Here is a 25,306-nt window from a genome sequence, read left to right as displayed (position 1 = left end):
TGCGGGCAAGGCGTCCCGGAGGCGCTCGGAGCCTCAAAAGGGGCCTAGGCATACGATGCGGAGGGGCGCGGCCTACAACCCATATCGGCCGACGAACTATCGGAAGAGGGACCCGACCACTGTGACTGCTCTGACTCTCAGCACCTCGTCCGCCGCGGCACTGCGCGCGGACGCCGTCGTCGTCGGCGTGGCGAAGGGGGCCAAGGGCCCCGTTGTCGCCGTCGGCGCCGAGGCCGTGGACAAGGCGTTCGGCGGGAAGCTGGCCGCCGTTCTGGAGACGCTCGGCGCGACCGGCGCCGACGGCGAGGTGACCAAGCTGCCCGCCGCGTCCGGCCTCAAGGCCCCGGTCGTGCTGGCGGTCGGGCTGGGCGAGGTCCCGGCCAAGGGCGACGGCTATGACGCCGAGACGCTGCGCCGGGCCGCGGGGGTGGCCGCCCGCGCGCTGTCCGGTTCGAAGAAGGGCGCGTTCGCGCTGCCGGTCGAGGACGCGGCGGGCGCCGCCGCCGTGGCCGAGGGCGCGCTGCTCGGGGCGTACACGTACGACAAGACCAACGGCAACGCCAAGGACACCAAGTCCAAGGACAAGAACGGCGGCAAGAAGGACAACGGCCCGCTCGCCGAGGTCGCCCTGGTCGGCGGCAAACCGCGCGACAAGGCGTACAAGGCGGCCACCGAGCGCGCCACCGCCCTCGTCGCGGAGATCAACCGCGCCCGCGACCTGATCAACACCCCGTCCAACCTCCTCACCCCGGCCGCCTTCGCCGCCGAGGCGGTCGCGGCCGCCAAGGAGCACGGCCTCAAGACCGAGGTGCTGGACGAGAAGGCGCTCACGAAGGGCGGTTACGGCGGCATCCTCGGCGTGGGCCAGGGCTCGGACGCCCCGCCGCGGCTGGTCCGGATCGCGTACACCCACCCCAAGGCCGAGAAGACGCTCGCCCTGGTCGGCAAGGGCATCACCTACGACTCGGGCGGTATCTCCCTCAAGCCGGCCGGTCACAACGAGACGATGAAGTGCGACATGAGCGGTGCCGCCGCCGTGTTCGCCACCGTGGTCGCCGCCGCCAAGCTGGGTCTGCGGGTCAATCTGACGGGCTGGCTGGCGCTGGCCGAGAACATGCCCTCGGGTTCGGCCACCCGCCCCGGCGATGTGCTGTCGATGTACGGCGGCAAGACCGTCGAGGTGCTGAACACCGACGCCGAGGGCCGGCTGGTGCTCGCCGACGCGATCACCCGCGCCGGTGAGGAGAAGCCGGACGCGATCGTGGACGTGGCGACGCTGACCGGTGCGATGGTCCTCGCGCTGGGCAACCGCACGTTCGGGATCATGACGAACGACGAGGCGTTCCGCGGCACGCTCCACGAGATCGCGGAGGAGGCCGGTGAGCAGTCCTGGCCGATGCCGCTGCCTTCGCACCTTCGCAAGGGCATCGACTCCCCGGTCGCCGATCTGGCGAACATGGGTGAGCGCATGGGTGGCGGTCTGGTGGCCGGCATCTTCTTGAAGGAGTTCGTGGCGGACGGGATCACCTGGGGCCACCTGGACATCGCGGGCCCGGCCTTCAACGAGTCCGGCCCGTTCGGCTACACCCCCAAGGGCGGTACGGGCGCCGCGGTCCGCACCCTGGTGCGGCTGGCCGAGCGCGCCGCCGACGGCGGTCTCGGCTGAGCCGGGGCCGGAACACAGCGGCGCGGCGCGGCAACGCATCGCGACCGCCCGGCCCCGCCACGGACCCGCCACCGACCCGGTGGGCCATAGGCCGAAAGTCCCGTCGATTTCGCCCTCAACGAAATCGACGGGGCTTCGCGTTCCGGATACGCAGGAGTAACCCCTGAACTGGGCTGTGGAGATTTCTCACACAGCGGCCCCGCGTCCCGCCTCCTCCCAACAAGTGCGAAGATGTTGTCCCGGCAGGACAGGGCCCCCGACACCAGGGCCGACGCAAGAAGCGGCCGAACACACGCCGCCGCCCGGCTGACCGAAGGCCGGTCCCGGCGCACCATGCATGGAGGACGTGACGTGGCGAACGACGCCAGCACCGTTTTCGACCTAGTGATCCTCGGAGGCGGTAGCGGCGGTTACGCCGCTGCCCTGCGCGCGGCGCAGCTGGGTCTGGACGTCGCCCTGATCGAGAAGGACAAGCTGGGCGGCACCTGTCTGCACCGCGGCTGCATCCCCACCAAGGCGCTGCTGCACGCGGGTGAGCTCGCCGACCAGGCCCGTGAGGGCTCGGAATTCGGCGTGAAGACCACCTTCGAGGGCATCGACATCGAGGGTGTGCACAAGTACAAGGACGGCGTGGTCTCGGGCCTGTACAAGGGTCTCCAGGGGCTGATCGCCTCCCGTAAGGTCACCTATGTGACGGGCGAGGGCCGGCTGTCCTCCCCGACCTCGGTCGATGTGAACGGCGAGCGCTACACCGGCCGCCACATCCTGCTGGCCACCGGTTCGGTGCCCAAGTCCCTCCCCGGCCTGGAGATCGACGGCAACCGCGTCATCTCCTCCGACCACGCCCTGGTGCTGGACCGCGTGCCGAAGTCCGCGGTCGTGCTGGGCGGCGGCGTCATCGGCGTCGAGTTCGCCTCCGCGTGGAAGTCCTTCGGGGCCGACATCACCATCGTCGAGGCGCTTCCCCACCTCGTCCCGGTCGAGGACGAGAACAGCTCCAAGCTGCTGGAGCGCGCCTTCCGCAAGCGCGGCATCAACTTCTCCCTCGGCTCCCGCTTCTCCGGTGTCGAGTACACCGCCGACGGCGTCAAGGTCTCGCTGGAGAACGGCAAGACCTTCGAGGCCGAGCTGCTGCTGGTGGCCGTCGGCCGGGGCCCGGTCTCGCAGGGCCTGGGCTACGAGGAGGCCGGGGTCGCCATGGACCGCGGGTATGTCCTCGTCGACGAGTACATGCGGACCAACGTTCCGACCATCTCCGCCGTGGGCGACCTGGTCCCCACCCTCCAGCTGGCCCACGTCGGCTTCGCCGAGGGCATGCTGGTGGCGGAGCGGCTGGCCGGTCAGAACCCGGTGCCGATCGACTACGACGGTGTGCCGCGGGTGACCTACTGCCACCCCGAGGTCGCCTCCGTCGGCATCACCGAGGCCAAGGCCAAGGAGCTGTACGGCGCGGACAAGGTCGTCGCCCTGAAGTACAACCTCGCGGGCAACGGCAAGAGCAAGATCCTCAAGACCGCGGGCGAGATCAAGCTCGTGCAGGTACGGGACGGTGCCGTCGTCGGCGTCCACATGGTCGGTGACCGGATGGGCGAGCAGGTCGGCGAAGCTCAGCTGATCTACAACTGGGAGGCGCTGCCGGCCGAGGTCGCGCAGCTCGTCCACGCCCACCCGACCCAGAACGAGGCGCTCGGCGAGGCCCACCTGGCCCTGGCCGGCAAGCCGCTGCACTCCCACGACTGATCATCCCGAGCGCGAACCATCCGCAAAGATCGTTAAGGAGCAACCGAACACCATGGCGGTTTCCGTAACCCTGCCGGCGCTCGGCGAGAGCGTGACCGAGGGCACCGTCACCCGCTGGCTCAAGGCCGAAGGTGAACGCGTCGAGGCCGATGAGCCCCTGCTCGAGGTATCGACCGACAAGGTCGACACCGAGATCCCGGCCCCCTCGGCCGGTGTGCTGACGTCCATCAAGGTGGCCGAGGACGAGACGGTCGAGGTCGGCGCCGAGCTGGCCGTCATCGACGACGGCGGCGCGGCCCCGGCCGCTGCCCCCGCCCCCGCGGCCGAGCCCGCTCCGGCGGCCCAGCCCGAGCCCGCCCCGGCGCCCGTCGCCGAGGCTCCCGCCCCCGCCCCTGCCGCCGCCGCTCCGGCCGGTGGCGCCGAGGGCACCGATGTGGTCCTGCCCGCGCTGGGCGAGTCGGTGACCGAGGGCACCGTGACCCGCTGGCTCAAGGAGGTCGGCGAGTCCGTCGAGGCCGATGAGCCGCTGCTCGAGGTCTCCACCGACAAGGTCGACACCGAGATCCCGGCCCCGGCCGCGGGCACCCTGCTGGAGATCCTGGTCGGCGAGGACGAGACCGCCGAGGTCGGCGCCAAGCTGGCCGTGATCGGCGTGGCCGGTGCCGCTCCGGCCGCCGCGCCCGCCCCGGCCGCTCCGGCTCCGGCTCCCGAGCCGGTCCAGGAGGCCCCGGCGCCCGCCCCGGCTCCGCAGGCCCCGAGCGCCCCCGCGCCGCAGGCCGTCACCCCGGCGCCGGTCGCCCCCGAGCCGGCCCCGGCCGTTCCGGCGCCCGCCCCGGCTCCGGCCGCGGCACCCACGATCCCGGCACCCACGGCCCCCGAGGCCGAGGGCGCCTACGTCACCCCGCTGGTGCGCAAGCTGGCCGCCGAGAACAACGTGGACCTGTCCACCGTCAAGGGCACCGGCGTCGGCGGCCGCATCCGCAAGCAGGACGTCATCGCCGCGGCGGAGGCCGCCAAGGCCGCCGCCCAGGCCCAGGCCCCGGCCGCCGCCGCGCCGAAGGCGGCCGCCCCGCAGGCGGTGTCCCCGCTGCGCGGCCAGACCATCAAGATGCCGCGGATGCGCAAGGTCATCGGCGACAACATGATGAAGGCCCTGCACAGCCAGGCCCAGCTGACCAGCGTGATCGAGGTGGACGTCACCCGGGTCATGCGGCTGCGCGCCCAGGCCAAGGAGTCGTTCGCGCAGCGTGAGGGCGTCAAGCTCTCGCCGATGCCGTTCTTCGTGAAGGCCGCCGTCCAGGCGCTGAAGGCCCACCCGGCCATCAACGCCCGGATCAACGAGGACGACAACACCATCACGTACTTCGACGTGGAGAACGTCGGTATCGCGGTGGACGCCGAGAAGGGCCTGATGACCCCGGTCATCAAGAACGCGGGCGACCTCAACATCGCCGGTCTGGCCAAGAAGACGGCGGAGCTGGCGGGCAAGGTCCGCTCCAACAAGATCACCCCGGATGAGGTGTCCGGCGCCACCTTCACGATCAGCAACACCGGTTCGCGCGGTGCGCTGTTCGACACGATCATCGTGCCGCCGAACCAGGTCGCCATCCTGGGCATCGGCGCGACCGTCAAGCGCCCGGTGGTGATCAACCACCCGGAGCTGGGCGAGACCATCGCGGTGCGCGACATGACGTACGTGGCGCTCTCCTACGACCACCGCCTGGTGGACGGTGCCGACGCGGCCCGCTACCTGACGGCCGTCAAGGAGATCCTGGAGGCCGGCGAGTTCGAGGTGGACCTCGGTCTCTGAGCCTTACGAGGCACTGCCGCGCCCCGCACGGGAAGTCCGTGCGGGGCGCGGTTTTCTTTACCCCGGTACCGGGATAATGGCAGCTGTTCACCGCTGGTTCTAAGGAGCTCCCCATGGCCCCGCCCGTCGTCCACTCGTTGCGCGAGCAGATCCGCGAACACATCGTGGAGGGCATCGTCAGCGGCCGCTGGAAGCCGGGCGAGCGGATCGTGGAGCGCAGGATCGCCACGGAGCTGGAGGTCAGCCAGACGCCCGTACGGGAGGCGCTGCGGGAGCTGGAGTCGCTGCGGCTGATCGAATCGGCGCCCAACAAGGGCGTCCGGGTGCGCAATCTGACCGCCGCCGACCTCGAGGAGATCTATCCGGTACGGGCCGGGCTCGAGCAGATCGCGGCGGAGCTGGCGGCGCCCGTGCTGGCCGAGGACACCTCCCGGCTGGAGCCCGAGGTGCGGGCGCTGTACGAGGCCGACCGCAAGGCCGACGGGGAGGCGCAGGTCCGGCACACCGTGGCGTTCCACCGCGAGCTGGTGCGGGCGTCGGGCAACAGCGTGCTGCTGCACACCTGGGAGTCGCTGGGCATCGAGATCTGGACGACGCTGTCGATCCGCTGGCTGGGCACCGTCCAGGAGTCGTACGCCGAGGAGCACCAGGCGGTGGTGGACGCCTTCAGGCGGCGGGATCCGAGGGTGGGCGAACTGGTCAAGGAGCATGTCCTCGGCTGTGCACCGCGTGCCTAGTTTCGCGGCACGGAATGCCAATTTCGGCTTACGGAGCACTTTTTCCCCAGGAGAGCTTTGATCGATCATCGATCAGACTTACAGTCGCCTCATGACCGATCTCGTACGCACGCAGCCGAGTGCGCTCGACCAGCTTCCCGACCGTGACCCCGAGGAGACCGCCGAATGGGGCGCCTCCCTGGACGCCGTCGCGCGGGCGGCCGGGTCACACCGCGCCTCGTACCTCATGCGCCGCACCCTGGAGCGCGCCGAGAGCGCCGGGCTCGCGCTGCCGCCCCTGCTGGAGTCGGACTACCTCAACACCATCCCGACCGCCGCCGAGCCCGCGTTCCCGGGCGACGAGGCCATGGAGCGCCGCATCACCTCCTGGAACCGGTGGAACGCGGCGGCGATGGTCACCCGCGGCAGCCGTGACGGCCTCGGCGGCCACATCGCCACCTTCGCCTCCGCCGCCTGGCTCTACGAGACGGGCTTCCAGCACTTCTTCCGCGGCAAGGAGGCAGGGGGCACCTCCCGGTCGAAGACTGGGGGAGGCAGCGGCGACCAGCTCTACATCCAGGGCCACGCCTCCCCCGGCATCTACGCCCGCGCCTTCCTCGACGGGCGGCTGACCGAGCGCCATCTGGACCACTTCCGCCGCGAGGCGGGCGGCGAGGGCCTGCCGTCCTATCCGCATCCGCGGCGGCTGCCGTGGCTGTGGGAGTTCCCCACCGTCTCGATGGGGCTCGGCCCGATCTCCGCGATCTACCAGGCCCGCTTCAACCGCTATCTGGCGGCCCGTGGCATCAAGGACACCGCGAACTCCCACGTCTGGGCCTTCCTCGGCGACGGCGAGATGGACGAGCCGGAGTCGACGGCCGCGCTCGCGCTGGCCGGGCGCGAGGGCCTGGACAACCTGACCTTCGTCATCAACTGCAACCTCCAGCGCCTCGACGGCCCGGTGCGCGCCAACTTCAAGATCGTGCAGGAGCTGGAGGCCCAGTTCCGCGCGGCGGGCTGGAACGTGGTCAAGTCGCTGTGGGGCTCCGCCTGGGACGAGCTGTTCGCGCAGGACACCACGGGCGCGCTGGTGCGCCGGCTGCGCGAGGTCCCGGACGGCCAGTTCCAGACGTACGCGACCCGCGACGCGGCCTATATCCGCGAGCACTTCTTCGGCGCCGAGCCGGAGCTGGCCCGGCTCGCCCAGGGGTTCACCGACGCCAAGCTGGCCGAGTGCTTCCACACCTCGCGCGCGGGCCATGAGCCCCGCAAGGTGTACGCGGCCTACCGCGCGGCCATGGCGCACAAGGGCGCCCCGACCGTGGTGCTCGCCCAGACCGTCAAGGGCTGGACGCTGGGCCCCGGCTTCGAGTCGCGCAACGCCAACCACCAGATGAAGAAGCTGACGGGCAAGGAGTTCCGCACCATGCGGGACCTCCTCGAACTCCCCATCCCGGACAGCAAGCTGGACGAGCACCTCGTCCCCTACGTCCACCCCGGCCCCGACTCCCCCGAGGTCCGCTACCTCCAGGAGCGCCGCGCGGCCCTCGGCGGCCCGGCCCCGGCCCGCAGGGTCCACCCGGTGGCCCTGCCCGAGCCGTCCGCGAAGCCGTTCGAGACGCTCGCCAAGGGCTCCGGCAGCCAGGAGATCGCCACCACCATGGCCTTCGTCCGGCTGGTCAAGGACCTGATGCGGGAGAAGGAGACCGGGCGGCGCTGGGTGCCGATCGTGCCGGACGAGGCACGGACCTTCGGCATGGAGTCGCTCTTCCCCACCGCTGGGATCTACTCCCCGCTCGGCCAGACCTACGACCCGGTCGACCGCGATCAGCTCCTGTACTACAAGGAGGCCGCGAACGGTCAGATCCTCAACGAGGGGATCACCGAGTCCGGTTCGATGGCCGAATTCACCGCCGCCGCGACGTCGTACGCGACCCACGGCGAGCCGATGATCCCCTTCTACATCTTCTACTCGATGTTCGGCTGGCAGCGCACCGCCGACCAGATGTGGGCGCTCGCCGACCAGCTCGGCCGCGGCTTCCTCATCGGCGCCACCGCCGGCCGTACGACGATGACCGGCGAGGGCCTCCAGCACGCCGACGGCCACTCCCCGCTGATCGCCTCCACCAACCCGGCGGCGCTCGCCTACGACCCGGCCTTCGCCTACGAGGTCGGCGCGATCGTGCGGGAGGGTCTGCGGCGGATGTACGGCCCCGAGGCCGAGGACGTCTTCTACTACCTGACGGTCTACAACGAGCCCAAGGTCCAGCCGTCGATGCCCACGGGCGAGGGCGTCGAGGAGGGCATCCTCAAGGGCCTGTACCGCTACCGGGAGGCCACGGCCCCGGCCGCGGACTCCCCCCGTATCCAGCTCCTCGCCTCCGGCACCGCCATCCACTGGACGCTGGATGCCCAGAAACTCCTCGCCGACGACTGGGGCGTGGCCGCCGACGTGTGGTCCGCCACCTCCTGGAGCGAGCTGCGCCGCGACGCCCTGTCCTGTGACGCGGCGCAGCTCAACGGCGAAGACCGGGTCCCGTACGTCACCCGTGCCCTGGCAGGCGCACCGGGCCCGGTCCTCGCCGTCAGCGACTGGATGCGTGCCGTCCCCGACCAGATCAGCCAGTGGGTCGAGCAGGACTGGTACTCACTGGGCACGGACGGCTTCGGCCTCTCCGACACCCGTGAGGCCGCCCGCCGCCACTTCGGCGTGGACGCCCCGGCCATCGTGGTGGCCGCCCTGTCCCGGCTGGCCCGCCAAGGCGCGGTCCCGGCCACCGCGCCCAAGGAAGCCGCGGAGCGGTACGGCATCTGACGGCGCGGCGCGAGCGCGCCGGAGGCCGGGCGGCGGCCCGGCCCCCGGTGCGCGCTCGGACGTCGCCCCGGTTTCCGGGGCCCGGTGACGCCTGCGGCGGGCCACGCGGCGGAGCCGCATATCGGTGCTTCCCCCGCCCCGCCCCTTCCCACAACTGGGGCTCCGCCCCAGACCCCGGCCGGACGACCCGAGTTGTGCGCGGGTGTCCGCCTCGCCATCCGTCGCGCCCATGTGCCGACCGCGATCAATCCACCGGTGCAGGCGTTCGCGGCGACGACGGTCGGCTCGTCCACCCCCGGGGTCCAGGGGCGGAGCGAACCCGGGAGCTCCCCCCGACCCCGGCCGGACGACCCGGACGTGCGCGGACGCCCGCCCGGTCAGCCGGCAATCCAGCCCCTCCAGGGGGCACCTCCCAGCGGTAGCCGGGGGAGTTCGAGGAGCGGGGTCCAGGGGCGGTGCCCCTGCCACGCGGCGGAGCCGCATATCGACACCGCGGGAAGGGGCGGGTAGCGGGTAGGGGAAGACCCGCCGGACACCCCATAGCCCGCCCCGCCTCCGGGCCGCCTGCGGGCCGCCGCTCCCGGGCGGCATCCGGCCGACGGGCCGTGCAAGGCCGGGGCCCCGCCCTCGGAGCGGCCGGGCGCGCCACGGCCGCGAGCCCGCCTTGGTCCGCCGCCCGCCGAGCGGGCACGGCATCATGGGGCCGTGCGTGCTGCCCGGCTCATCAAGATGGTGCTTCTGCTCCAGGCCCGGCCCTCGATCACGGGGGCCGAGCTGGCGCGGGAGCTGGAGGTCTCCGAGCGCACCGTGACCCGGGACGCCGCCGCGCTCTCCGAGGCGGGCATCCCGGTCTACGCGGACCGGGGCCGGGCCGGGGGCTACCGGCTCATCGGCGGCTACCGCACCCGGCTGACCGGCCTGGGGCGGACCGAGGCCGAGGCGCTGTTCCTGTCCGGTGTCCCCTCCGCGCTGCGCGAGATGGGGCTCGCGGACGCGGCCTCCGCCGCCCGGCTGAAGGTGTCCGCCGCGCTGCTCCCGGAGCTGCGGGACGCCTCCCATACGGTGGCGCAGCGGTTCCATCTCGACGCCCCGGGCTGGTGGCGGGAGCCGGAGACGCCGGAGCTGCTGCCGAGCATCGCCGACGCGGTCTGGGACGATCTGCGGATCACCGTCCGCTACCGGCGCCGGGACGCGGAGGTCCGGCGCGAGCTCGAACCGTACGGGCTCGTGCTCAAGGCGGGCGTCTGGTACCTCGCGGCGCGTGCGGAGGGCGGCTTCCGGGTCTACCGGGTGGACCGCTTCGCCGCCGTCGAACCGTCCGGCGCCCGCTTCACCCGGGCCGAGGACTTCGAGCTGCCCGCCTTCTGGGAGGAGCGGGCCGATCAGTTCGCCCGCTCGATCCTGCGCGAACAGGCCGTCGTACGGCTGACCCCGGCCGGTGCCCGGTGGCTGCCGCATGTCACGGACCGGGCGGCGGCCGAGGAGGCGGTACGCGCGGCCGGGGAGCCCGACGGGCAGGGGCGGATCACCGTCACCCTGCCCGTCGAGTCGTACGAGGTCGCCCTCGCCCAGCTGCTCGGGCTGGGCCCGGAGGCGGAGGTGCTGGGGCCGCCGGAGCTGCGCGAACTCTTCGCCGACGCGGCTCGCCGCACGGCGCGGCTCTACGAGTGACCGCGGAGCTTCAGCGCATCGGCGGAGGTCGGCCGCGGTTCGCAAGGCCCCCGAAGGGGCGCGGGGCGGTGTCGATATGCGGCTCCGCCGCGGCTGTGGCGATATGCGGCTCCGCCGCGTGGGACCGGCCGGCCACGACAGCGCCGCGCCGCGGCCGGCCGACGGCAGCTCGGCCGCGCTTCCGGCGGAGCGCTCAGCGGTAGTCGGCGGCCGTGCCCTCCTTGCCGCCGAAGACGACGTCCTGGAAGTAGCCGAGGACATCCGGCCGCGAGCCGTCCAGATCGGTGAAGCCGTAGACCTTGGCCAGATCCCCGCTGAAGACGGACTTCCCGTTCCACCGCGCCCGGTCCGGGTCGGCGGCGAGCGCGGCGACGGCCCGCCCGACGAAGTACGGCGACTCGGCGATCGCGAAGTGCGGCTCCTTCTCCACCGCGTCCCGCCAGTTCTCCTCCCGCACCCCGAAGTGGTCCAGCATCTGCTCCGAGCGCAGGAAGCCCGGCGAGATGCTCACCGCCGTACCGTCGAACTCCGCGAGCTCCTCCGCGAGCCCGAAGGCCGTGCGGATCGGGGCGTTCTTGGTGAGGTCGAAGAAGAGGTTCTCGCGGTAGGTCTTGTTGAACTCCTCGTTGCCGTCGGTCACCTCGACCACCAGACCGCCCGGGTGCCGGATCAGCAGCGGCAGCGCGTAGTAGCTGGTGATGAGGTGGGTCTCGACGCCGAGCCGGAGCATCCGCAGCCCGCCCGTCAGATCCGTCTCCCAGGTCTTCTTGCCGAACTCGATCAGCGCCTCACCGCCCCAGACGTCATTGACCAGGACGTCCAGCCGGCCCTGCTCCCGGTCGATCCGCTCCACCAGAGCCCGGACCCGCTCGGGCTCCAGATGGTCGGTCGGCACCGCGATGCCCGTGCCGCCCGCGGCCGTGATCAGCTCGGCCGTCTCCTCGATGGTCTCCGTCGGCCGCCCGACCTCGCTGACCTGCTCGCGTGTAGTGCGCCCCGTCGCGTAGACGGTGGCCCCGGCGGCTCCCAGCTCGACGGCCATCGCCCGGCCCGCGCCGCGCGTCGCCCCCGCGACGAGCGCGACCCGGCCCGCCAGCGCGCCCTGTGTGCTCACGTCCATACGTCCTCTCGTGTGCGTCCCGGTGTGGAAACCGGTGTGGATGACATGGCCGACCCGGCTCGAGTCGGGTCGACCACGGTCGACCCTCGCAGCAAAACCCGACACCTTCTGTCCGGTATCCCGAGGCGGCCGCATCCGGCCCCCTCCGCGTGCGGGGGTGCGCGGGAGGGCCGATCCTGGTCCCGTGATGATGGACGAGACGGAGTTCTGGGGGCTGGTCGACAGCGCTCGGGAGGCGGCGGACGGCGACCCCGAGGACCAGTCCGACCTGCTCGTCGAACGGCTGTCACAGCTGGACCCCGACGCCGTGCTGGACTTCGCCCGGCACTTCGAGGCCCGCTCCAACCGGGCGTACCGCTGGGATGTGTGGGGCGCCGCCTGGGTGCTGCTGGGCGGGGTCAGCGATGACGCCTTCGAGGCGTTCCGCTACTGGCTGATCGGCCAGGGCCGGGGGATCTTCGAGGGCGCGCTGCTCGATCCGGACGCGCTCGCCGATCTGCTCGAGGACTTCGACGACCAGGTGGACGGCGACTGCGAGGATCTGGGGTACGCGGCGGACGAGGCGTACGAGCGGCTGACCGGCGCGCCCCTGCCGGACCTGGAACTCGCCCCCGCACCCCGGGAACCGATCGGGGAGCCCCTCGACTTCGAGAGCGAGGCGGTGCTGGCGGAGCGGTATCCCCGGCTGTGGGAGCGCTTCAGGGTCTGAGGGGCTTGGGGAGCGGAGCTTGAGCGGCTTGAGGAGCTTGAGGGCTGGGGGAGCTTGAGGGCTGGAGGGCTTGAGGGCCAGGGGAGCTCGAAGGGGCTTGACCGGTTTGAGGGACGGTGGCGCCTCAGCGGTCCAGCGAGCGCCCCATCAGCACATCGTCCACGTACTCCCCCTCCAGCAGGAACTCCCCCGGCAGGACGCCCTCCACCGCGAACCCCTCCGACGCGTACAGCCGCCGTGCGGGGGTGTTGTGGCCCAGCACCCGCAGGGTGATGCGGGTGGCGCCCTGCCGCCGCGCCTCCTGGCACGCGGCGCCGAGCAGCGCCCGCGCCACGCCCCGCCCCCGCGTCCGCTCGTCCACCGCGAGCCCCTGGATCTGACGGACATGTGCGTTGCAGACCAGCGGGGTCGGCGGCACGAGCCGTATATAGCCGACGGGGTGCCCGCCGAGTTCGGCCACGAGGATCTCATCGACGCGGTTGTGCAGGGTGAAGAAGCGGTCGTACGGCGGCTGCGGCCTCGGCTGCACGGAATGCAGGGTCGACCAGGTGCGGCGGTCCAGATCGGCCAGCGCCGTCTCGTCGTCGATCACGGCGGGGCGGATGATCAGTTCGGCACGCTGGGACGGCGGGCCGGAGGGGTGTGGTGGGTCGGAGGGCTGAGGCAGGCTGGACGGCTGGGACATGCGCGTCACTGTGCCACGCCCGCCCGTTGTCCGACATCCCGCCTCTGATCGAGGGCAGTATGGTGCCATGCGTATCGCGGTCACCGGCTCCTCCGGGCTCATCGGCACGGCACTCGTCCGCTCGCTGCGCGAGGACGGCCACCAAGTAGTGCGGCTGGTGCGGCGTTCGCCGCGCGCGGAGGACGAGGCCGAGTGGGATCCGCGGCGGCAGTGGGTGGACACCACGGGGCTGATGGGCTGTGAGGCCGTGTTCCACCTCGCGGGCGCGGGCGTCGGCGACCGGCGCTGGACCGACGCGTACAAGAAGGAGATCCGGGACAGCCGGGTGCTGGGCACCGCCGCCATCGCCGAGGCGATCGCCTCGCTGGACACCCCGCCGCGGGTGCTGGTGAGCGGGAGCGCGATCGGCTTCTACGGTGACACCGGGGAGCGCGCGGTCGATGAGAGTGCGCCCCCTGGCCATGGTTTCCTTCCGGATCTCTGCCAGGACTGGGAGGAGGCGGCGGGCGCGGCGCAGGAGGCGGGCATCCGGACGGCCTTCGCCCGGACCGGGCTGGTGATCTCCGCCGAGGGCGGGGCGTGGGGGCGGCTCTTCCCCTTGTTCAAGCTGGGCCTCGGCGGGCGGATGGGCAGCGGCCATCAGTACTGGAGCTTTATCGCGCTGCGGGACCATATCGCCGCGCTGCGCCATATCCTCGACACGCCCGAGCTCACCGGCCCGGTCAACCTCACCGCGCCGACGCCGGTCACCAACCGCGAGATCACGGCGGCCATGGGCCGCGTTCTGCGCCGCCCCACGCTCTTCTCGGTCCCCGCCCCCGCGCTCCGGATCGCCCTGGGCGCGATGTCCGGCGATGTCCTCGGCAGCGTCCGGGCCGTCCCCCGCCGGCTGCTGGACTCCGGCTTCACCTTCGCGTACCCACATGTGGACGAGGCCATCAAGGCGGCGCTCACGCAGGAGGGTTGACGCCCTTCCAGCTCTCCGGTCGCATATCGCCCCATGGCGGTGTGCGACCGCTGTGCGCCCGTGCCCGGTCGATGCGCGTCTGGCATCGACCGTTTTTGTCCGTACTGTCAAGACCGTCTCGCCGAGCCGACTCGCGGGACCCACGCATCCAGGCCGCCGGTCGGGGCAGCAGCCCCCGTGACGGACGCACCGACCTCGGGGAGGACACGTGCTCAAGCGCGCGCACCGCACGGATGTCGTCATCGTCGGCGCCGGGCTCGCGGGGCTGGCCGCGGCTCATCGGCTGACCGGCGCGGGAGTGGCGGTCACGGTGCTCGAGGCCGCGCCCCGGGTGGGCGGGCGGATGACGACCGACACCGTCGACGGCTTCCGGCTGGACCGTAACGGCCACCTGATGAACACCTCCTTCCCGGAGTTGCGGCGCACTCCGGGGCTCGGCGCCCTCGCCCTGCGCCCCTTGGCCCAGGGTGTGCTCGTGCACAGCGAGGGCCGTACGCACCGGGTGGACACGCCCCGGAGCATGAGGGGCGCATTCACCACGGCACGCGCCCTCGCGAACGCCGCCCGCGCGCCGCTCGGCAGCGGGCTCGACCAGGCCCGACTCGGTGCCGCGCTCGGCAGGCTCGCCGCCCTGCCCGCGGACCGCCTGCTCGCCCGCCCCGACCGGCCGGTCTCCGAGACCCTGGGGGGGCGGGGCCTACCTGCTCGTACGGTCGAGGGGGTGCTGCGTCCGCTGCTCGTCTCACTGCTGAGCGACCCGGACCTCACCACCTCGAGCCGCTGCGCCGACCTCGCGCTGCGCGGCTACGCACGCGGCCGCCTCTGCCTCCCGGCGGGCGGCGCGTCCACCGTCCCCGAACTGCTCGCGGCCGCGCTGCCGCCGGGGACGGTCCGTACGGGCGTCCGGGCCGTATCGGCCTCCACCACCGCCGTGGCCACCGCCGAACACGGCGAGTTCGGCTGCCGTGCGGTGCTGGTGGCCACTGGGGCGCACGACGCGGCCGGGCTCCTGCCCGGACTGCGGGTGCCGGCCTTCCACCCGGTCACCGTGGTGCACCACACCGCCGACCGGCCGCCGCTGCGCGAGCCCGCGCTGATACTCGCGGCGGGCGGCCGGGGCCCGGTCGCCCACACCATGGTGGCCAGCGAGGTCGACCCCTCGCGCACCCCGCCCGGCCGGGTGCTGATCACCTCCACCGTGCTGGGCACCTCGGCCGCGCTGCCGACCGCCGAGCTCGACCGGTCCGTCAGGGCCCAACTGGCGGCGGTCTACGGGACGTCCACCGCGGGCTGGCAGCTGCTGGCCGCCCACCACGACCCGTACGCCGTCCCGGCCATGCCCGCACCGCACGACCCGCGCCGCCCGGTACGGCTGCTGTCGGGGCTGTACGTCTGCGGCGACCACCGGGACTCCAGCACGGTGCAGGGCGCACTGGCCTCCGGCCGCCGAGCCGCCCGCGCGGTACTCAGCGACTTCGGCGCACCCCCGGACTCCGGCTCCGGCACAACCCCCGACACCGGCCCCGACCCCTTCCCGGCCGCGGCGGCCTGACGGCGCGCAGACCGGCGGGACACGGGGCGGGCCCGCCGAGGGTCAGGCTCCTGTTACGGCGCGGAGACCGGTACCGCGCCACGCGGCAGCCACCCGACCACGCGTGGAGACGCGCCAGCGCGTCAACCCCGCGGCGGCCCGGCAGGCCACCGAGGCCCAGATTCCCGTACGGCACACGGCACACGGCACGCGAGGACCGCTACTCACGCCGCCGCGACTGCCACCCGACCACGCGTCAAGACGCCTCGTTCGCAGACGGGTTGGGCGCTGAGCGGGCGGCAGACCTGGACAGCGCCGCCAGCACCGCGCCACCGAGGAAGCATGCGGCCACGACCACGGCGGACAGCCGCATCCCGGTGTAGAAGGCCGAACTCGCGGACGCCGCGGTGAGCGTGCCGAACAGTGCCACCCCGATGGCGCTCCCCAGCTGCCGCGCCGCGTTGAACGCGCCCGACGCCGCGCCGCCCACCCCGTGCGGCCACGGCCTCCATCGCGGCGACCGTCGCCGACGGCATCGTGAACGAGGTGCCGAACCCGGTCAGCAGCCGCGGCGGCAGCGCGGGCGCCGCCGCGCGCCGTTCCAGCCACAGGAACAGCACCCCCGCGAGCGGCGTGGCCGCCAGGGCGCACGCCGGAGCCCGCTGGCCAGGGCCGGGGGCTCGTACAGCGAGGCGTCCGGCCCGATGTCCGCACGTGCCTCGCCCCGTACGCCGAAGGCGCGCGCCGCCGCCCGGCACACTTCGTCCGTCGCCGAAGCGAGGCCGTCCTACGCTGGGATCCATGGCCACCACCACGGGCGCCCGTGACGCCGATATCGCTCGCGCGGCCGCCGCGATCGCCGATCCGTCCCGTGCCCGCGTCCTCTCCGCGCTGCTGGAGGGCCGGGCCCTGCCGGCGAGTGTGCTGGCCACCGAGGCCGGGGTCAGCGCCTCCACGGTGAGCGGGCATCTGGCCAAGCTGCTGGAGGCCGGGGTGGTGCGGGTCGAGCGGCATGGGCGGCACCGCTACTACTCGCTGACCGGCCCCGCCGTCGGCGAGGCCCTCGAGGCGCTGGCCAGGATCGCCCCGCCGCTGCCGGTCACCTCGTTGCGCCAGAGCGGCCACGCGCACGCCCTGCGCCGGGCGCGTACCTGCTACGACCATGTCGCGGGCGCCCTCGGCGTGGCCCTGTTGGCGGCGCTGCTGGAACACGGGGTCCTGGAGGGCGGTGACGGACGGTTCCACCCCGAGGCGGCCGAGGGCGACCGGCTCTCCGCCCCGGGCAACGACACGACGTACCGGCTGACGGAGCCGGGGCGCGCGGCGCTGGCGGCGTTCGGCGTGGACACGGACGGGCTCGTCGCCGGGCGCCGCCCGCTGATCCGCTACTGCGTGGACTGGACCGAGCAGCGCCACCACCTCGCCGGGGCGCTGGGGGCCGCCCTGACGGACCGGCTCTTCGCGCTGGACTGGATCCGCCGTGGCGGCCGCCGCCGCGTGGTGCACCTGACCGACACGGGCCGTACCGGGCTGGAGCGCACCTTCGGCGTCGTCCTGGACAGCTGACGTCGCAGACAGCTGACGTCCTGGAGAGCTGACGTCCTGGACAGCTGAACAACACCGGCCCCGGGCGCCCCAGCGCGGGCCCGGGACGCCTCAACAACACCGGTCCCAGACACCCCAGCGCGGGCCCGGGACGCCTGGACGCATCCGTCCCGGGCACCCCGGCGCGAGCCCCCCGCCCCAGCGTCACCCCAGCGCCGCCACCCGCTCCCGGTACCCCCGCACCGGCGCCGCGTCCCGGTACGGCTCCAGGCGGCGCTCGAAGTCCCGTACGTACTCCACCGCCCGCACCGACCGCATCTCCGACGCCTGGTGCGCCGCCTCCGCCCCCAGCTGGCACGCCTGCTCCAGCTCGCCGAGGCCCAGCCGCGCCGTCGCCAGCACCACCCGGCAGAAGAGCCGGCTGCGCGCGCAGCCGGCGCCGTGCAGCTGCAAGGAGCGCTCCGCGTGCTGGGCGGCGGCCCGGTACTGCTGGAGATCGCGGTGGCAGTGGCCGAACTCGTCGGCCAGCTGCGCCTCGTCGAACAGCCGCGCCCAGTACGGCACCTCGTCCCCCGGCCGGGCCGCCTCCAGCGCCCGCTCGGCGCGGGCGAGCGAGGCGGTGCACGCGCGCACCTCGCCCAGGACGCCATGGCCGCGCGCCTCGATCGCGTGCAGCAGCGACTGGAGCACCGGCGGGGCGCCGCCGCCGACCCCCTGCTGGGCCACCCGGGCCAGCTGCACGGCCTCCCGCCCATGGCCGAGATAGACGGCCTGGCGGCTCATGGTCACCAGCACATAGCTGCCGTACGTGCGGTCCCCGGCCGCCTGCGCCAGCCGCAGCGCCTGGACGAAATAGCGCTGCGCGAGACCGTGGGCGGCGATGTCGAACGAGGTCCACCCGGCCAGCCGGGTCAGATCGGCGATCGCGCCGAACAGCCGCCGCCCGGTCGCCTCGTTGTACGAGCCGCGCAGCATCGGCTCGCCCTCGTGCTCGAGGTAACGCACCAGGGCCTGGCGGGCGTGTCCGCCGCCGTACGTCTGGTCGAGCGCCGCGAACAGCTCGCCGACCGAGCGCAGGGCCGCGATATCGCCGGTGGTCACCCGGTAGCCCGGCCCACGCCGGTCGCGGTCGTGGCGACGCTGGCGGGGCAGCGGCGCCCGGCCATGGCCGCCATGGACGCCCGGACCGCCGTGGGCGCTCTGAGGGCCCTGAGAGCCCTGCATGGCCCCGCGCCCCGGCGCCATCCCGGCCGGCCCGGCCGCACCGGCAGCCGCCGCCTGGGCGCCCGCCCGGCCGCCCTGCGCGGGCAGCCGCCCGGCCCCGGTGCCCGCGCCCACGGCCGCCCCCGCCGGGGCGGGGCCCGCCGGTGGCTCACCGCGCGCCACCCGGTCGTCGGGCCGCCCGATCAGCCAGTCACGGCTGGGGACGACAAGGCCCGCCGGGGTGAAGGCGATCTTCCGCAGCTCCGCATGGCTCCCGGAGTCCTTGCGCCACAGCCCGCTGACGATGTCCACCGCCTCCTGCGGGGTGGCGGCGAACTCCAGCCCCGCGTAGACCGGCGCACAGGCGTCCAGGCCCAGGTCCTGGGCGGTCAGCCGGCGCCCCAGCCGCCGGGTGAACACCTCGGCGATCAGCGCGGGGGTGGTGCCGCGCGGCTGCTGTCCGCGCAGCCACCGCGTCACCGATGTCTTGTCGTACCGCAGGTCCAGACCGTGCTCCAGTCCGAGCTGGTCCACCCGCCGGGCGAGCCCTGCATTGGAGAAGCCCGCCTCTGCGATGAGCGCGGCGAGCTGACGATTGGGGGTGCGCTGCGGGGGTCGTTCCGTCATCAGCCTGCCGGTCTCCCTGATCGCTCGGTGGAACGGCGCGAATGTAACCGCCGCTAGAGGGCTGATCGCGGCCGTCGGGCTCCATTCATCCGATCGTGTGAGAACGAGCCGGGTGAGGACGTATGGGGACACGGTCGTACAGTGGCTGAGGCGCCGCCGCGAGGCTTCGCCACCCCATCCGACGCGGCCCAGAAGGAGCTTGCCGTGACCGCCGTGACCACTGCTTCGCCGGGGGCGGCCCCCGGTTCATCGGCGCTGCGCTACGTCCACCTGGGCTTCGGCGCGGACGCCGTGGACTACGAGGAGGCGTGGCAGGAGCAGCGCCGGGTGCACGCCGCCCGCTTCGCGGACGAGATCCCCGACACCTGTCTGCTGCTGGAGCACCCTCCGGTCTACACGGCCGGGCGGCGCACGGCCGACAACGAACGCCCCCTGGACGGCACCCCGGTGGTGGACGTGGACCGCGGCGGCAAGATCACCTGGCATGGCCCCGGTCAGCTGGTCGGCTATCCGATCCTGAAGCTGCCGCGCCCGGTGGACGTCATCGCGCATGTCCGCCGCCTGGAGGAGGCGCTGCTGCGCACCTGTGCGGAGTTCGGTCTGGAGACCACCCGGGTGGAGGGCCGCAGCGGGGTGTGGGTGCTGGGCGATCCGGTGGAGCAGCGCCCCGCGCTCGGCGGGCTGAAGCTGGACTTCGACCCGCGGCTGGCGGACGAGGAGTTCGACGCGCGGCTGAACGGCCCGGAGTACGCCCCGTCCAACGCCGGGCAGCGCCGTGAGGACCGCAAGCTGGCCGCCATCGGGGTCCGGATCGCCAAGGGCGTGACGATGCACGGCTTCTCGCTCAACTGCGATCCGGACAACACCTGGTTCGACCGGATCGTGCCGTGCGGTATCCGGGACGCGGGTGTGACCTCGCTCTCGGAGGAGCTGGGCCGGGATGTGCCGATCGCCGAGGTGCTGCCGGTGATCGAGCGGCATCTGCGGGAGGTCCTGGAGTCCTCCGTCCCGCTGCCGCGGGCGGTCTGACCCCTCCGGGACCCTCAGGGACCGTTTCCGGAGCCCTCCCGAGGCCGTTCCGGGGCTGCCCCGAGGCCCTCCGAGGCCCTTCCGGGGCCGTTCCCGATCGGGCCGGATCCGGGGCGGCCCGGGACGGCCCACCCCGGCCGGAATCCGGCCCTTGCGGGAATGCGTCCTCGCTGCCTTCGGTTGCCCTGGACGTAAATCCGTACGAACCACGGGCGTACCCTGGTGACCGCCGACGATTCGAAAGCCCGCCGGCAAACTCGCCACGCCGAGCCGCCAAGCAGAGCCAAGCAAAGAGGAGTGCCGGACGTGTCCGCAGTCGCACCCGACGGACGCAAGATGCTGCGCCTGGAGGTCCGGAACAGCCAGACCCCCATCGAGCGCAAGCCCGAGTGGATCAAGACCCGGGCGAAGATGGGCCCCGAGTACACGGAGCTGCACGGCCTGGTGAAGCGCGAGGGCCTGCACACCGTGTGCCAGGAGGCGGGCTGTCCGAACATCTATGAGTGCTGGGAGGACCGCGAGGCGACCTTCCTCATCGGCGGCGACCAGTGCACCCGGCGCTGCGACTTCTGCCAGATCGACACCGGCAAGCCGCAGGCGCTGGACCGCGACGAGCCGCGCCGGGTGGCCGAATCCGTACGCACGATGGAGCTGAAGTACGCGACCATCACCGGTGTGGCCCGTGACGACCTGGAGGACGGCGGCGCCTGGCTCTACGCGGAGACCGTCCGCCAGATCCACTCCCTGATGCCGGACACCGGTGTGGAGCTGCTGATCCCGGACTTCAACGCGGTCCCCGAGCAGCTCGCCGAGGTCTTCTCGGCCCGTCCCGAGGTGCTCGCGCACAACGTGGAGACGGTGCCGCGGATCTTCAAGCGCATCCGTCCCGGCTTCCGCTACGAGCGCTCGCTCGAGGTGATCACCAAGGCGCGCGAGGCGGGTCTGGTCACCAAGTCCAACCTGATCCTGGGCATGGGCGAGGAGCGCGCGGAGATCAGCCAGGCGCTCCAGGACCTGCATGACGCGGGCTGTGAGCTGATCACCATCACCCAGTACCTGCGGCCGTCCGCCCGGCACCACCCGGTGGAGCGGTGGGTCAAGCCCCAGGAGTTCGTGGAGCTCAAGGAGGAGGCGGAGGAGATCGGTTACGCGGGCGTCATGTCCGGCCCGCTGGTCCGCTCCTCGTACCGCGCCGGCCGTCTGTACCAGCAGGCCGTCGAGCGGCGCAATGTCGCGGTGGCCTCCCAGGCGGTCTGAGGTCCGGACGGCGGCCGTCAGGGCCGTCCGAGGCCCCCGTTGTCCACGTTCCGGACCGTCCGAAACTCCGGGCGGTCCGAACTGATTCTCCGTCACGTTCCGTCATGCCATGGGCCGCGTGAGCAACACTCTGTGTGATTGCGAGCACACGCGTTTTCGAGTGCCCCGAGAACGCCGCAGCTCAACGGCGGAATACCGGCCGCAGCTGGGTTTCATCGGTGTTTGACCGGCCAGTCACGCACTGGTAACACCATTGGGTAACGATTGAGCCACGCACCGCTTATACGTTGTGCGTAGCGATCATCCGCCGCTCCCGAGGGGTATCCATGCCGGCTGCGCCCGTACGCCCGTCCGTCACCGACGCACTCCTCGTCCTGGAAGGTCTGCTGCTGCGCGGCGGGCAGCGCACCGCTCGCCGCAACGCCTGGACCGCCGTGCTCGAGGACCGCCGCCGGGCCAAGGACCGGGACGAGGCCGAACACGTGCTGGAGGCCGTGTCCACCGGGGCTTCCCAGGCCACGTAAACTTCGCTGTATGGCGAGGAAGGAAACATCCGAGAACCCCGGGCGGCTGAAGCAGATCGCCCTGACCTACAAGATGACCAAACGGGTCGACCCGAAGGTCACACTTGTCGTCGCCGGCGTGGGGATTGTCACCTTCGGTGTCCTTCTCGCGATCGGCTTCTGGATCGGCCACCCGATCTTCCTTGGCATCCTGGGCTTCGTCCTGGCATTCCTCGCGATGGCGATCATTTTCGGCCGCCGTGCCGAGCGGGCCGCCTTCGGACAGATGGAGGGCCAGCCGGGCGCGGCGGCCGCGGTGCTGGAGAATGTGGGCCGCGGCTGGTCGGTGACCCCCGCGGTGGCCATGAACCGCAACCAGGACGTCATCCACCGCGCGGTGGGCAAGGCGGGCATCGTACTGGTCGCCGAGGGCAACCCGAACCGGGTCAAGAGCATGCTGGCCGCCGAGAAGAAGAAGATGGCGCGCATCGTGGCGGAGGTCCCGGTCCACGATGTGATCGTCGGTTCCGGCGAGGGCCAGGTCGAGATCAAGAAGCTCCGCACCACGCTGCTGAAGCTCCCCCGGGTCCTGCCGGGCGCCCAGGTCACGGTGGTGAACGACCGTCTGCGCGCACTGGGCGACCTGATGAGCAATATGCCGATTCCGAAGGGTCCGATGCCCAAGGGGATGCGGATGCCGAAGGGACGCTGAGCCCTTTCCCGCCGACAAACGGATACGAGGCGGCGGCCCGGACGGAGAGTCCGGGCCGCCGCCTCGTTATATTTCGCATATACCGCCGTGGTCCGCTGTTACGCGTTGTCCGCGGTTGTACGCAATCCCGGGCCCATGCCCCCTCGGGACCCTGATCCGCGCATCCGCTCGGAGCGGGGCGTCAGACCCTGATCTGTACGGCGCGGGAGAGCCGGTCGTGCAGTCCGCGGGTGTCGCGGTCCCAGACCACCGCCGGGATGACCAGCACCAGCAGCACACTGCGCAGCACGGCCTTCGGCAGGCTCAGCCGCACCCCGCCCTCGCCGATGACCCGCAGCCTCAGCAGCAGCTTGCCGGGGGTGGCGCCGACGGTGCCCACGGTGACCAGGCTCAGCCCCAGGAAGACCAGCAGCGCCCAGTTCCCGGCGGCCTGGGCGTCGCGGCCGGAGAGCAGGGCGTAGGAGACGAGGAGGCACAGGCCCCAGTCGATGAAAAGCGCCCCGAAGCGACGTCCCAGCGGCGCTATGGAGCCCGGTCCGCTTTCGGGGAGCCCGAGGCCCTGGCCCCGGTAGCCGAAATCGACGCCCATCTCCTCGGCGGCCGCGCGGGGCCCGGAAAGCCACGATCCGATTGCTTGCCTCTTGTCCACCCGTCTACGTTACTGCGACGGCATACGTTCCCCCGGCCGGGCCCCTTCCAGCGGTTCCCGCAGGGCCGTTCCGGCGCCTTTTCCGAGGCCACGACGCCTCCGCGACCCCCCTCCGGCCGGTTAACCTGGGTGAAACAAATGGGTCATGCCCGGGAAATCCCGTCTGCCTATGGTCGGCCAGAGCGCGCCACCGCACATGGACCGCGCCACCGGACAAATCCCCGTCCCACCGCGGCCGGGCTAGGAGGAGTTGGATGTTCCAGAACGCCGACGACGCTCGGAAGTTCATCTCGGACGAGGACGTCAAGTTCGTAGACGTCCGATTCTGCGACCTTCCCGGCGTCATGCAGCACTTCACCGTACCGGCGGAGGCGTTCGACCCGAACGAGGAGCTGGCCTTCGACGGCTCGTCGATCCGCGGCTTCCAGGCGATCCACGAGTCGGACATGGCGCTGCGCGCGGACCTCTCCACGGCACGTGTCGACCCGTTCCGCCGGGACAAGACCCTCAACATCAACTTCTTCATCCACGACCCGATCACGGGTGAGCAGTACAGCCGTGACCCGCGGAACATCGCCAAGAAGGCCGAGGCGTACCTCGCCTCCACCGGCATCGCGGACACCGCGTACTTCGGCCCGGAGGCGGAATTCTACGTCTTCGACAGCGTGCGCTTCGACACCAAGGCGAACGAGTCGTTCTATCACATCGACTCCGAGGCGGGCGCCTGGAACACCGGTGCGCTTCAGGACAACCGCGGCTACAAGGTCCGCTACAAGGGCGGCTACTTCCCGGTGCCGCCGGTCGACCACTTCGCCGATCTGCGCGCCGAGATCAGCCTCGAGCTGAACAGGGCCGGTCTCCAGGTCGAGCGCCAGCACCACGAGGTGGGCACCGCCGGCCAGGCCGAGATCAACTACAAGTTCAACACGCTGCTGGCCGCGGCCGACGACCTGATGCTGTTCAAGTACATCGTCAAGAACGTGGCGTGGAAGAACGGCAAGACCGCGACCTTCATGCCGAAGCCGATCTTCGGTGACAACGGCTCGGGCATGCACGTCCACCAGTCGCTGTGGCAGGGCGGCTCCCCGCTCTTCTACGACGAGCAGGGCTACGCGGGCCTGTCGGACACCGCCCGCTACTACATCGGCGGCATCCTCAAGCACGCCCCGTCGCTGCTGGCCTTCACCAACCCGACGGTGAACTCCTACCACCGGCTGGTCCCGGGCTTCGAGGCCCCGGTCAACCTGGTGTACTCGCAGCGTAACCGCTCCGCCGCGATGCGTATCCCGATCACCGGCTCCAACCCGAAGGCCAAGCGCGTGGAGTTCCGCGCCCCGGACTCCTCCGGCAACCCGTACCTGGCCTTCTCCGCCCTGCTCCTCGCGGGTCTGGACGGCATCAAGAACAAGATCGAGCCGGCCGAGCCGATCGACAAGGACCTCTACGAGCTCGCCCCCGAGGAGCACGCGGGCGTCCCGCAGGTCCCGACCTCCCTCCCGGCCGTTCTCGACTCCCTCGAGGCCGACCACGAGTTCCTCCTCCAGGGCGGCGTCTTCACCTCCGACCTGATCGAGACCTGGATCGACTACAAGCGCACCAACGAGATCGCGCCGCTCCAGCTGCGTCCGCACCCGCACGAGTTCGAGCTCTACTTCGACGTGTGAGCCGTGCCGGCCGTATGAGCTCCTCCGGCTCTGGCCCGAGCCCCCGCCACCGCCTCCATGGGCGGCGGCGGGGGCTCGGTGGTGTGTGGACGGATCACGCGGCGGGGGTCACGGTTTGGGTGTCGGTGCCGGAGGACGGCAGGAAGCTCGTGTCGCCGTTGTAGATGGCGACCACGGGGGCGGTACCGCTGCCCAGGGTGTTGAGGGTCAGCGTCGCGGTGCCCGCCGTCAGCGGCTGGACGAACGCGCCTCCGCCGCTGGCGCCGATGATGAAGGTGACCGTGCCGGTCGGGACGCCCGTGCCGGGCGCGACCGGGGTGACGGTGGCGGTGAACGTCACCGGCTCGCCCTGTGTCGAGGGGTCCGGCGCCGAGGACACCGCTGTGGTGGTCGCCGCCTGGACGACGAGGATGACGTTGGCGCCGGTGGAGGGCGAGAAGTTGGTGTCACCGTTGTAGTTGCCGAGGACGGCGTGGGCGCCGACGCCCAGGCCGGGGACGGTGACCGAGGTCGTCCCGCCGGACAGCGTGCCGGTCACGGTGGGGCCGCCGGTGATGACGAAGGTGACATCGCCGGTGGGGGTTCCGGGGCCGAGCGGGATCACGGTGGCGGTGAGCGTGACCGACTGTCCGACCGTGATGGGGTTGGGCGAGACCGTGACCAGGGTGATCGTGGGCGTAGCCATGT

Annotated in this window: 21 protein-coding genes; 15 read left to right on the top strand and 6 right to left on the bottom strand. The window is 72.2% G+C overall.

Annotation, left to right across the window (positions count from 1 at the left end; genetic code table 11):
• Positions 1-121: 121 nt before the first annotated feature.
• The 6 genes from NQU54_RS08945 (at position 122) to NQU54_RS08920 (ending at position 10,418) form a co-directional block, all read left to right on the top strand.
• A complete protein-coding gene (locus tag NQU54_RS08945; protein ID WP_257630589.1) occupies positions 122-1,666 on the top strand; it encodes a leucyl aminopeptidase in 1,545 nt (514 codons plus the stop codon).
• 351 nt (positions 1,667-2,017) lie between these two features.
• Positions 2,018-3,406, top strand: a complete 1,389-nt coding sequence (lpdA, locus tag NQU54_RS08940) for a dihydrolipoyl dehydrogenase (RefSeq protein ID WP_069869310.1) — start codon at positions 2,018-2,020, stop codon at positions 3,404-3,406.
• Positions 3,407-3,458: 52 nt separating this feature from the next.
• Complete coding sequence (sucB, locus tag NQU54_RS08935) at positions 3,459-5,216, top strand: 2-oxoglutarate dehydrogenase, E2 component, dihydrolipoamide succinyltransferase (protein WP_069869309.1); 1,758 nt, start codon at positions 3,459-3,461, stop codon at positions 5,214-5,216.
• A 113-nt stretch (positions 5,217-5,329) separates the two neighbouring features.
• Complete coding sequence (locus NQU54_RS08930) at positions 5,330-5,953, top strand: GntR family transcriptional regulator (RefSeq protein ID WP_069869308.1); 624 nt, start codon at positions 5,330-5,332, stop codon at positions 5,951-5,953.
• Positions 5,954-6,044: 91 nt separating this feature from the next.
• Entirely contained in the window at positions 6,045-8,747 is a 2,703-nt protein-coding gene (gene aceE, locus NQU54_RS08925) for a pyruvate dehydrogenase (acetyl-transferring), homodimeric type (RefSeq protein ID WP_257630588.1), read from the top strand.
• A 705-nt stretch (positions 8,748-9,452) separates the two neighbouring features.
• Positions 9,453-10,418: a helix-turn-helix transcriptional regulator gene (locus NQU54_RS08920; RefSeq protein ID WP_257630587.1), complete on the top strand. Its 966-nt coding sequence runs from the start codon at positions 9,453-9,455 to the stop codon at positions 10,416-10,418.
• Positions 10,419-10,611: 193 nt separating this feature from the next.
• Here NQU54_RS08920 and NQU54_RS08915 read toward each other — a convergent pair whose 3' ends face one another.
• Positions 10,612-11,538 (bottom strand): SDR family oxidoreductase, encoded by a 927-nt coding sequence (locus NQU54_RS08915; RefSeq protein WP_257630586.1) that lies wholly within the window; start codon positions 11,536-11,538, stop codon positions 10,612-10,614.
• Positions 11,539-11,725: 187 nt separating this feature from the next.
• On the opposite strand from NQU54_RS08915, the gene NQU54_RS08910 reads away from it, so the two are divergent.
• On the top strand, positions 11,726-12,247 hold the full coding sequence (locus NQU54_RS08910) for a DUF4240 domain-containing protein (protein ID WP_173963470.1): 522 nt from the start codon (positions 11,726-11,728) through the stop codon (positions 12,245-12,247).
• Between the two features lie 124 nt (positions 12,248-12,371).
• Here NQU54_RS08910 and NQU54_RS08905 read toward each other — a convergent pair whose 3' ends face one another.
• Complete coding sequence (locus tag NQU54_RS08905) at positions 12,372-12,932, bottom strand: GNAT family N-acetyltransferase (RefSeq protein WP_257630585.1); 561 nt, start codon at positions 12,930-12,932, stop codon at positions 12,372-12,374.
• Positions 12,933-12,999: 67 nt separating this feature from the next.
• Here NQU54_RS08905 and NQU54_RS08900 point away from each other — a divergent pair, with 67 nt between their 5' ends.
• Together NQU54_RS08900 and NQU54_RS08895 are read left to right on the top strand one after the other, a co-directional pair.
• Positions 13,000-13,899: a TIGR01777 family oxidoreductase gene (locus NQU54_RS08900; RefSeq protein WP_257630584.1), complete on the top strand. Its 900-nt coding sequence runs from the start codon at positions 13,000-13,002 to the stop codon at positions 13,897-13,899.
• Between the two features lie 208 nt (positions 13,900-14,107).
• The gene (locus NQU54_RS08895) at positions 14,108-15,451 is read left to right on the top strand and encodes an NAD(P)/FAD-dependent oxidoreductase (protein ID WP_251773482.1); all 1,344 of its coding nucleotides are present in this window, start codon (positions 14,108-14,110) and stop codon (positions 15,449-15,451) included.
• A 235-nt stretch (positions 15,452-15,686) separates the two neighbouring features.
• Here NQU54_RS08895 and NQU54_RS08890 read toward each other — a convergent pair whose 3' ends face one another.
• Positions 15,687-15,920: a hypothetical protein gene (locus NQU54_RS08890; protein ID WP_257630583.1), complete on the bottom strand. Its 234-nt coding sequence runs from the start codon at positions 15,918-15,920 to the stop codon at positions 15,687-15,689.
• 311 nt (positions 15,921-16,231) lie between these two features.
• Between NQU54_RS08890 and NQU54_RS08885 the strand changes: the two genes are divergently transcribed.
• Positions 16,232-16,996 carry an ArsR/SmtB family transcription factor gene (locus tag NQU54_RS08885; protein ID WP_257630582.1) on the top strand — a complete coding sequence of 255 codons (765 nt, stop codon included), beginning with the start codon at positions 16,232-16,234 and terminating at the stop codon, positions 16,994-16,996.
• Positions 16,997-17,179: 183 nt separating this feature from the next.
• On the opposite strand, the gene NQU54_RS08880 is transcribed toward NQU54_RS08885, so the two are convergent.
• A complete protein-coding gene (locus NQU54_RS08880) occupies positions 17,180-18,805 on the bottom strand; it encodes an NsdA family TPR-like regulatory protein (protein WP_257630581.1) in 1,626 nt (541 codons plus the stop codon).
• 204 nt (positions 18,806-19,009) lie between these two features.
• On the opposite strand from NQU54_RS08880, the gene lipB reads away from it, so the two are divergent.
• The 4 genes from lipB to NQU54_RS08860 all read left to right on the top strand — a co-directional run bounded on the left by lipB (position 19,010) and on the right by NQU54_RS08860 (position 22,306).
• On the top strand, positions 19,010-19,834 hold the full coding sequence (lipB, locus tag NQU54_RS08875) for a lipoyl(octanoyl) transferase LipB (RefSeq protein WP_257630580.1): 825 nt from the start codon (positions 19,010-19,012) through the stop codon (positions 19,832-19,834).
• Positions 19,835-20,140: 306 nt separating this feature from the next.
• On the top strand, positions 20,141-21,091 hold the full coding sequence (gene lipA / locus NQU54_RS08870) for a lipoyl synthase (RefSeq protein ID WP_069869301.1): 951 nt from the start codon (positions 20,141-20,143) through the stop codon (positions 21,089-21,091).
• A gap of 326 nt (positions 21,092-21,417) precedes the next feature.
• Positions 21,418-21,615: an SCO2195 family GlnR-regulated protein gene (locus tag NQU54_RS08865; RefSeq protein WP_020871972.1), complete on the top strand. Its 198-nt coding sequence runs from the start codon at positions 21,418-21,420 to the stop codon at positions 21,613-21,615.
• A 10-nt stretch (positions 21,616-21,625) separates the two neighbouring features.
• On the top strand, positions 21,626-22,306 hold the full coding sequence (locus NQU54_RS08860; protein ID WP_069869300.1) for a DUF4191 domain-containing protein: 681 nt from the start codon (positions 21,626-21,628) through the stop codon (positions 22,304-22,306).
• Positions 22,307-22,487: 181 nt separating this feature from the next.
• Here the strand turns inward: NQU54_RS08860 and NQU54_RS08855 are convergent, their stop codons facing one another.
• Positions 22,488-22,955: an RDD family protein gene (locus tag NQU54_RS08855; protein ID WP_079153447.1), complete on the bottom strand. Its 468-nt coding sequence runs from the start codon at positions 22,953-22,955 to the stop codon at positions 22,488-22,490.
• A 254-nt stretch (positions 22,956-23,209) separates the two neighbouring features.
• On the opposite strand from NQU54_RS08855, the gene glnA reads away from it, so the two are divergent.
• Positions 23,210-24,619, top strand: coding sequence for a type I glutamate--ammonia ligase (gene glnA / locus NQU54_RS08850; RefSeq protein WP_069869298.1), 1,410 nt, complete (start codon positions 23,210-23,212; stop codon positions 24,617-24,619).
• Positions 24,620-24,713: 94 nt separating this feature from the next.
• On the opposite strand, the gene NQU54_RS08845 is transcribed toward glnA, so the two are convergent.
• Positions 24,714-25,304, bottom strand: a complete 591-nt coding sequence (locus NQU54_RS08845; protein ID WP_257630579.1) for an Ig-like domain-containing protein — start codon at positions 25,302-25,304, stop codon at positions 24,714-24,716.
• Positions 25,305-25,306: the final 2 nt, after the last annotated feature.

The organism is Streptomyces malaysiensis subsp. samsunensis, assembly GCF_024519315.1.
GTDB classification, from domain to species: domain Bacteria; phylum Actinomycetota; class Actinomycetes; order Streptomycetales; family Streptomycetaceae; genus Streptomyces; species Streptomyces malaysiensis.
Note: the sequence above shows the minus strand (reverse complement) of the source record. Positions and strands in the feature narration are given on the sequence as shown.

Bases quoted from the DNA above. Each gene is read 5' to 3' on its own strand.
- sucB (WP_069869309.1), top strand. From the start codon at position 3,459: ATGGCGGTTTCCGTAACCCTGCCGGCGCTCGGCGAGAGCGTGACCGAG.
- NQU54_RS08930 (WP_069869308.1), top strand. From the start codon at position 5,330: ATGGCCCCGCCCGTCGTCCACTCGTTGCGCGAGCAGATCCGCGAACAC.
- aceE (WP_257630588.1), top strand. From the start codon at position 6,045: ATGACCGATCTCGTACGCACGCAGCCGAGTGCGCTCGACCAGCTTCCC.
- NQU54_RS08915 (WP_257630586.1), bottom strand. From the start codon at position 11,538: ATGGACGTGAGCACACAGGGCGCGCTGGCGGGCCGGGTCGCGCTCGTC.
- NQU54_RS08910 (WP_173963470.1), top strand. From the start codon at position 11,726: ATGATGGACGAGACGGAGTTCTGGGGGCTGGTCGACAGCGCTCGGGAG.
- NQU54_RS08905 (WP_257630585.1), bottom strand. From the start codon at position 12,932: ATGTCCCAGCCGTCCAGCCTGCCTCAGCCCTCCGACCCACCACACCCC.
- NQU54_RS08900 (WP_257630584.1), top strand. From the start codon at position 13,000: ATGCGTATCGCGGTCACCGGCTCCTCCGGGCTCATCGGCACGGCACTC.
- NQU54_RS08885 (WP_257630582.1), top strand. From the start codon at position 16,232: ATGGCCACCACCACGGGCGCCCGTGACGCCGATATCGCTCGCGCGGCC.
- NQU54_RS08880 (WP_257630581.1), bottom strand. From the start codon at position 18,805: ATGACGGAACGACCCCCGCAGCGCACCCCCAATCGTCAGCTCGCCGCG.
- NQU54_RS08865 (WP_020871972.1), top strand. From the start codon at position 21,418: ATGCCGGCTGCGCCCGTACGCCCGTCCGTCACCGACGCACTCCTCGTC.
- NQU54_RS08860 (WP_069869300.1), top strand. From the start codon at position 21,626: ATGGCGAGGAAGGAAACATCCGAGAACCCCGGGCGGCTGAAGCAGATC.
- glnA (WP_069869298.1), top strand. From the start codon at position 23,210: ATGTTCCAGAACGCCGACGACGCTCGGAAGTTCATCTCGGACGAGGAC.
- NQU54_RS08845 (WP_257630579.1), bottom strand. From the start codon at position 25,304: ATGGCTACGCCCACGATCACCCTGGTCACGGTCTCGCCCAACCCCATC.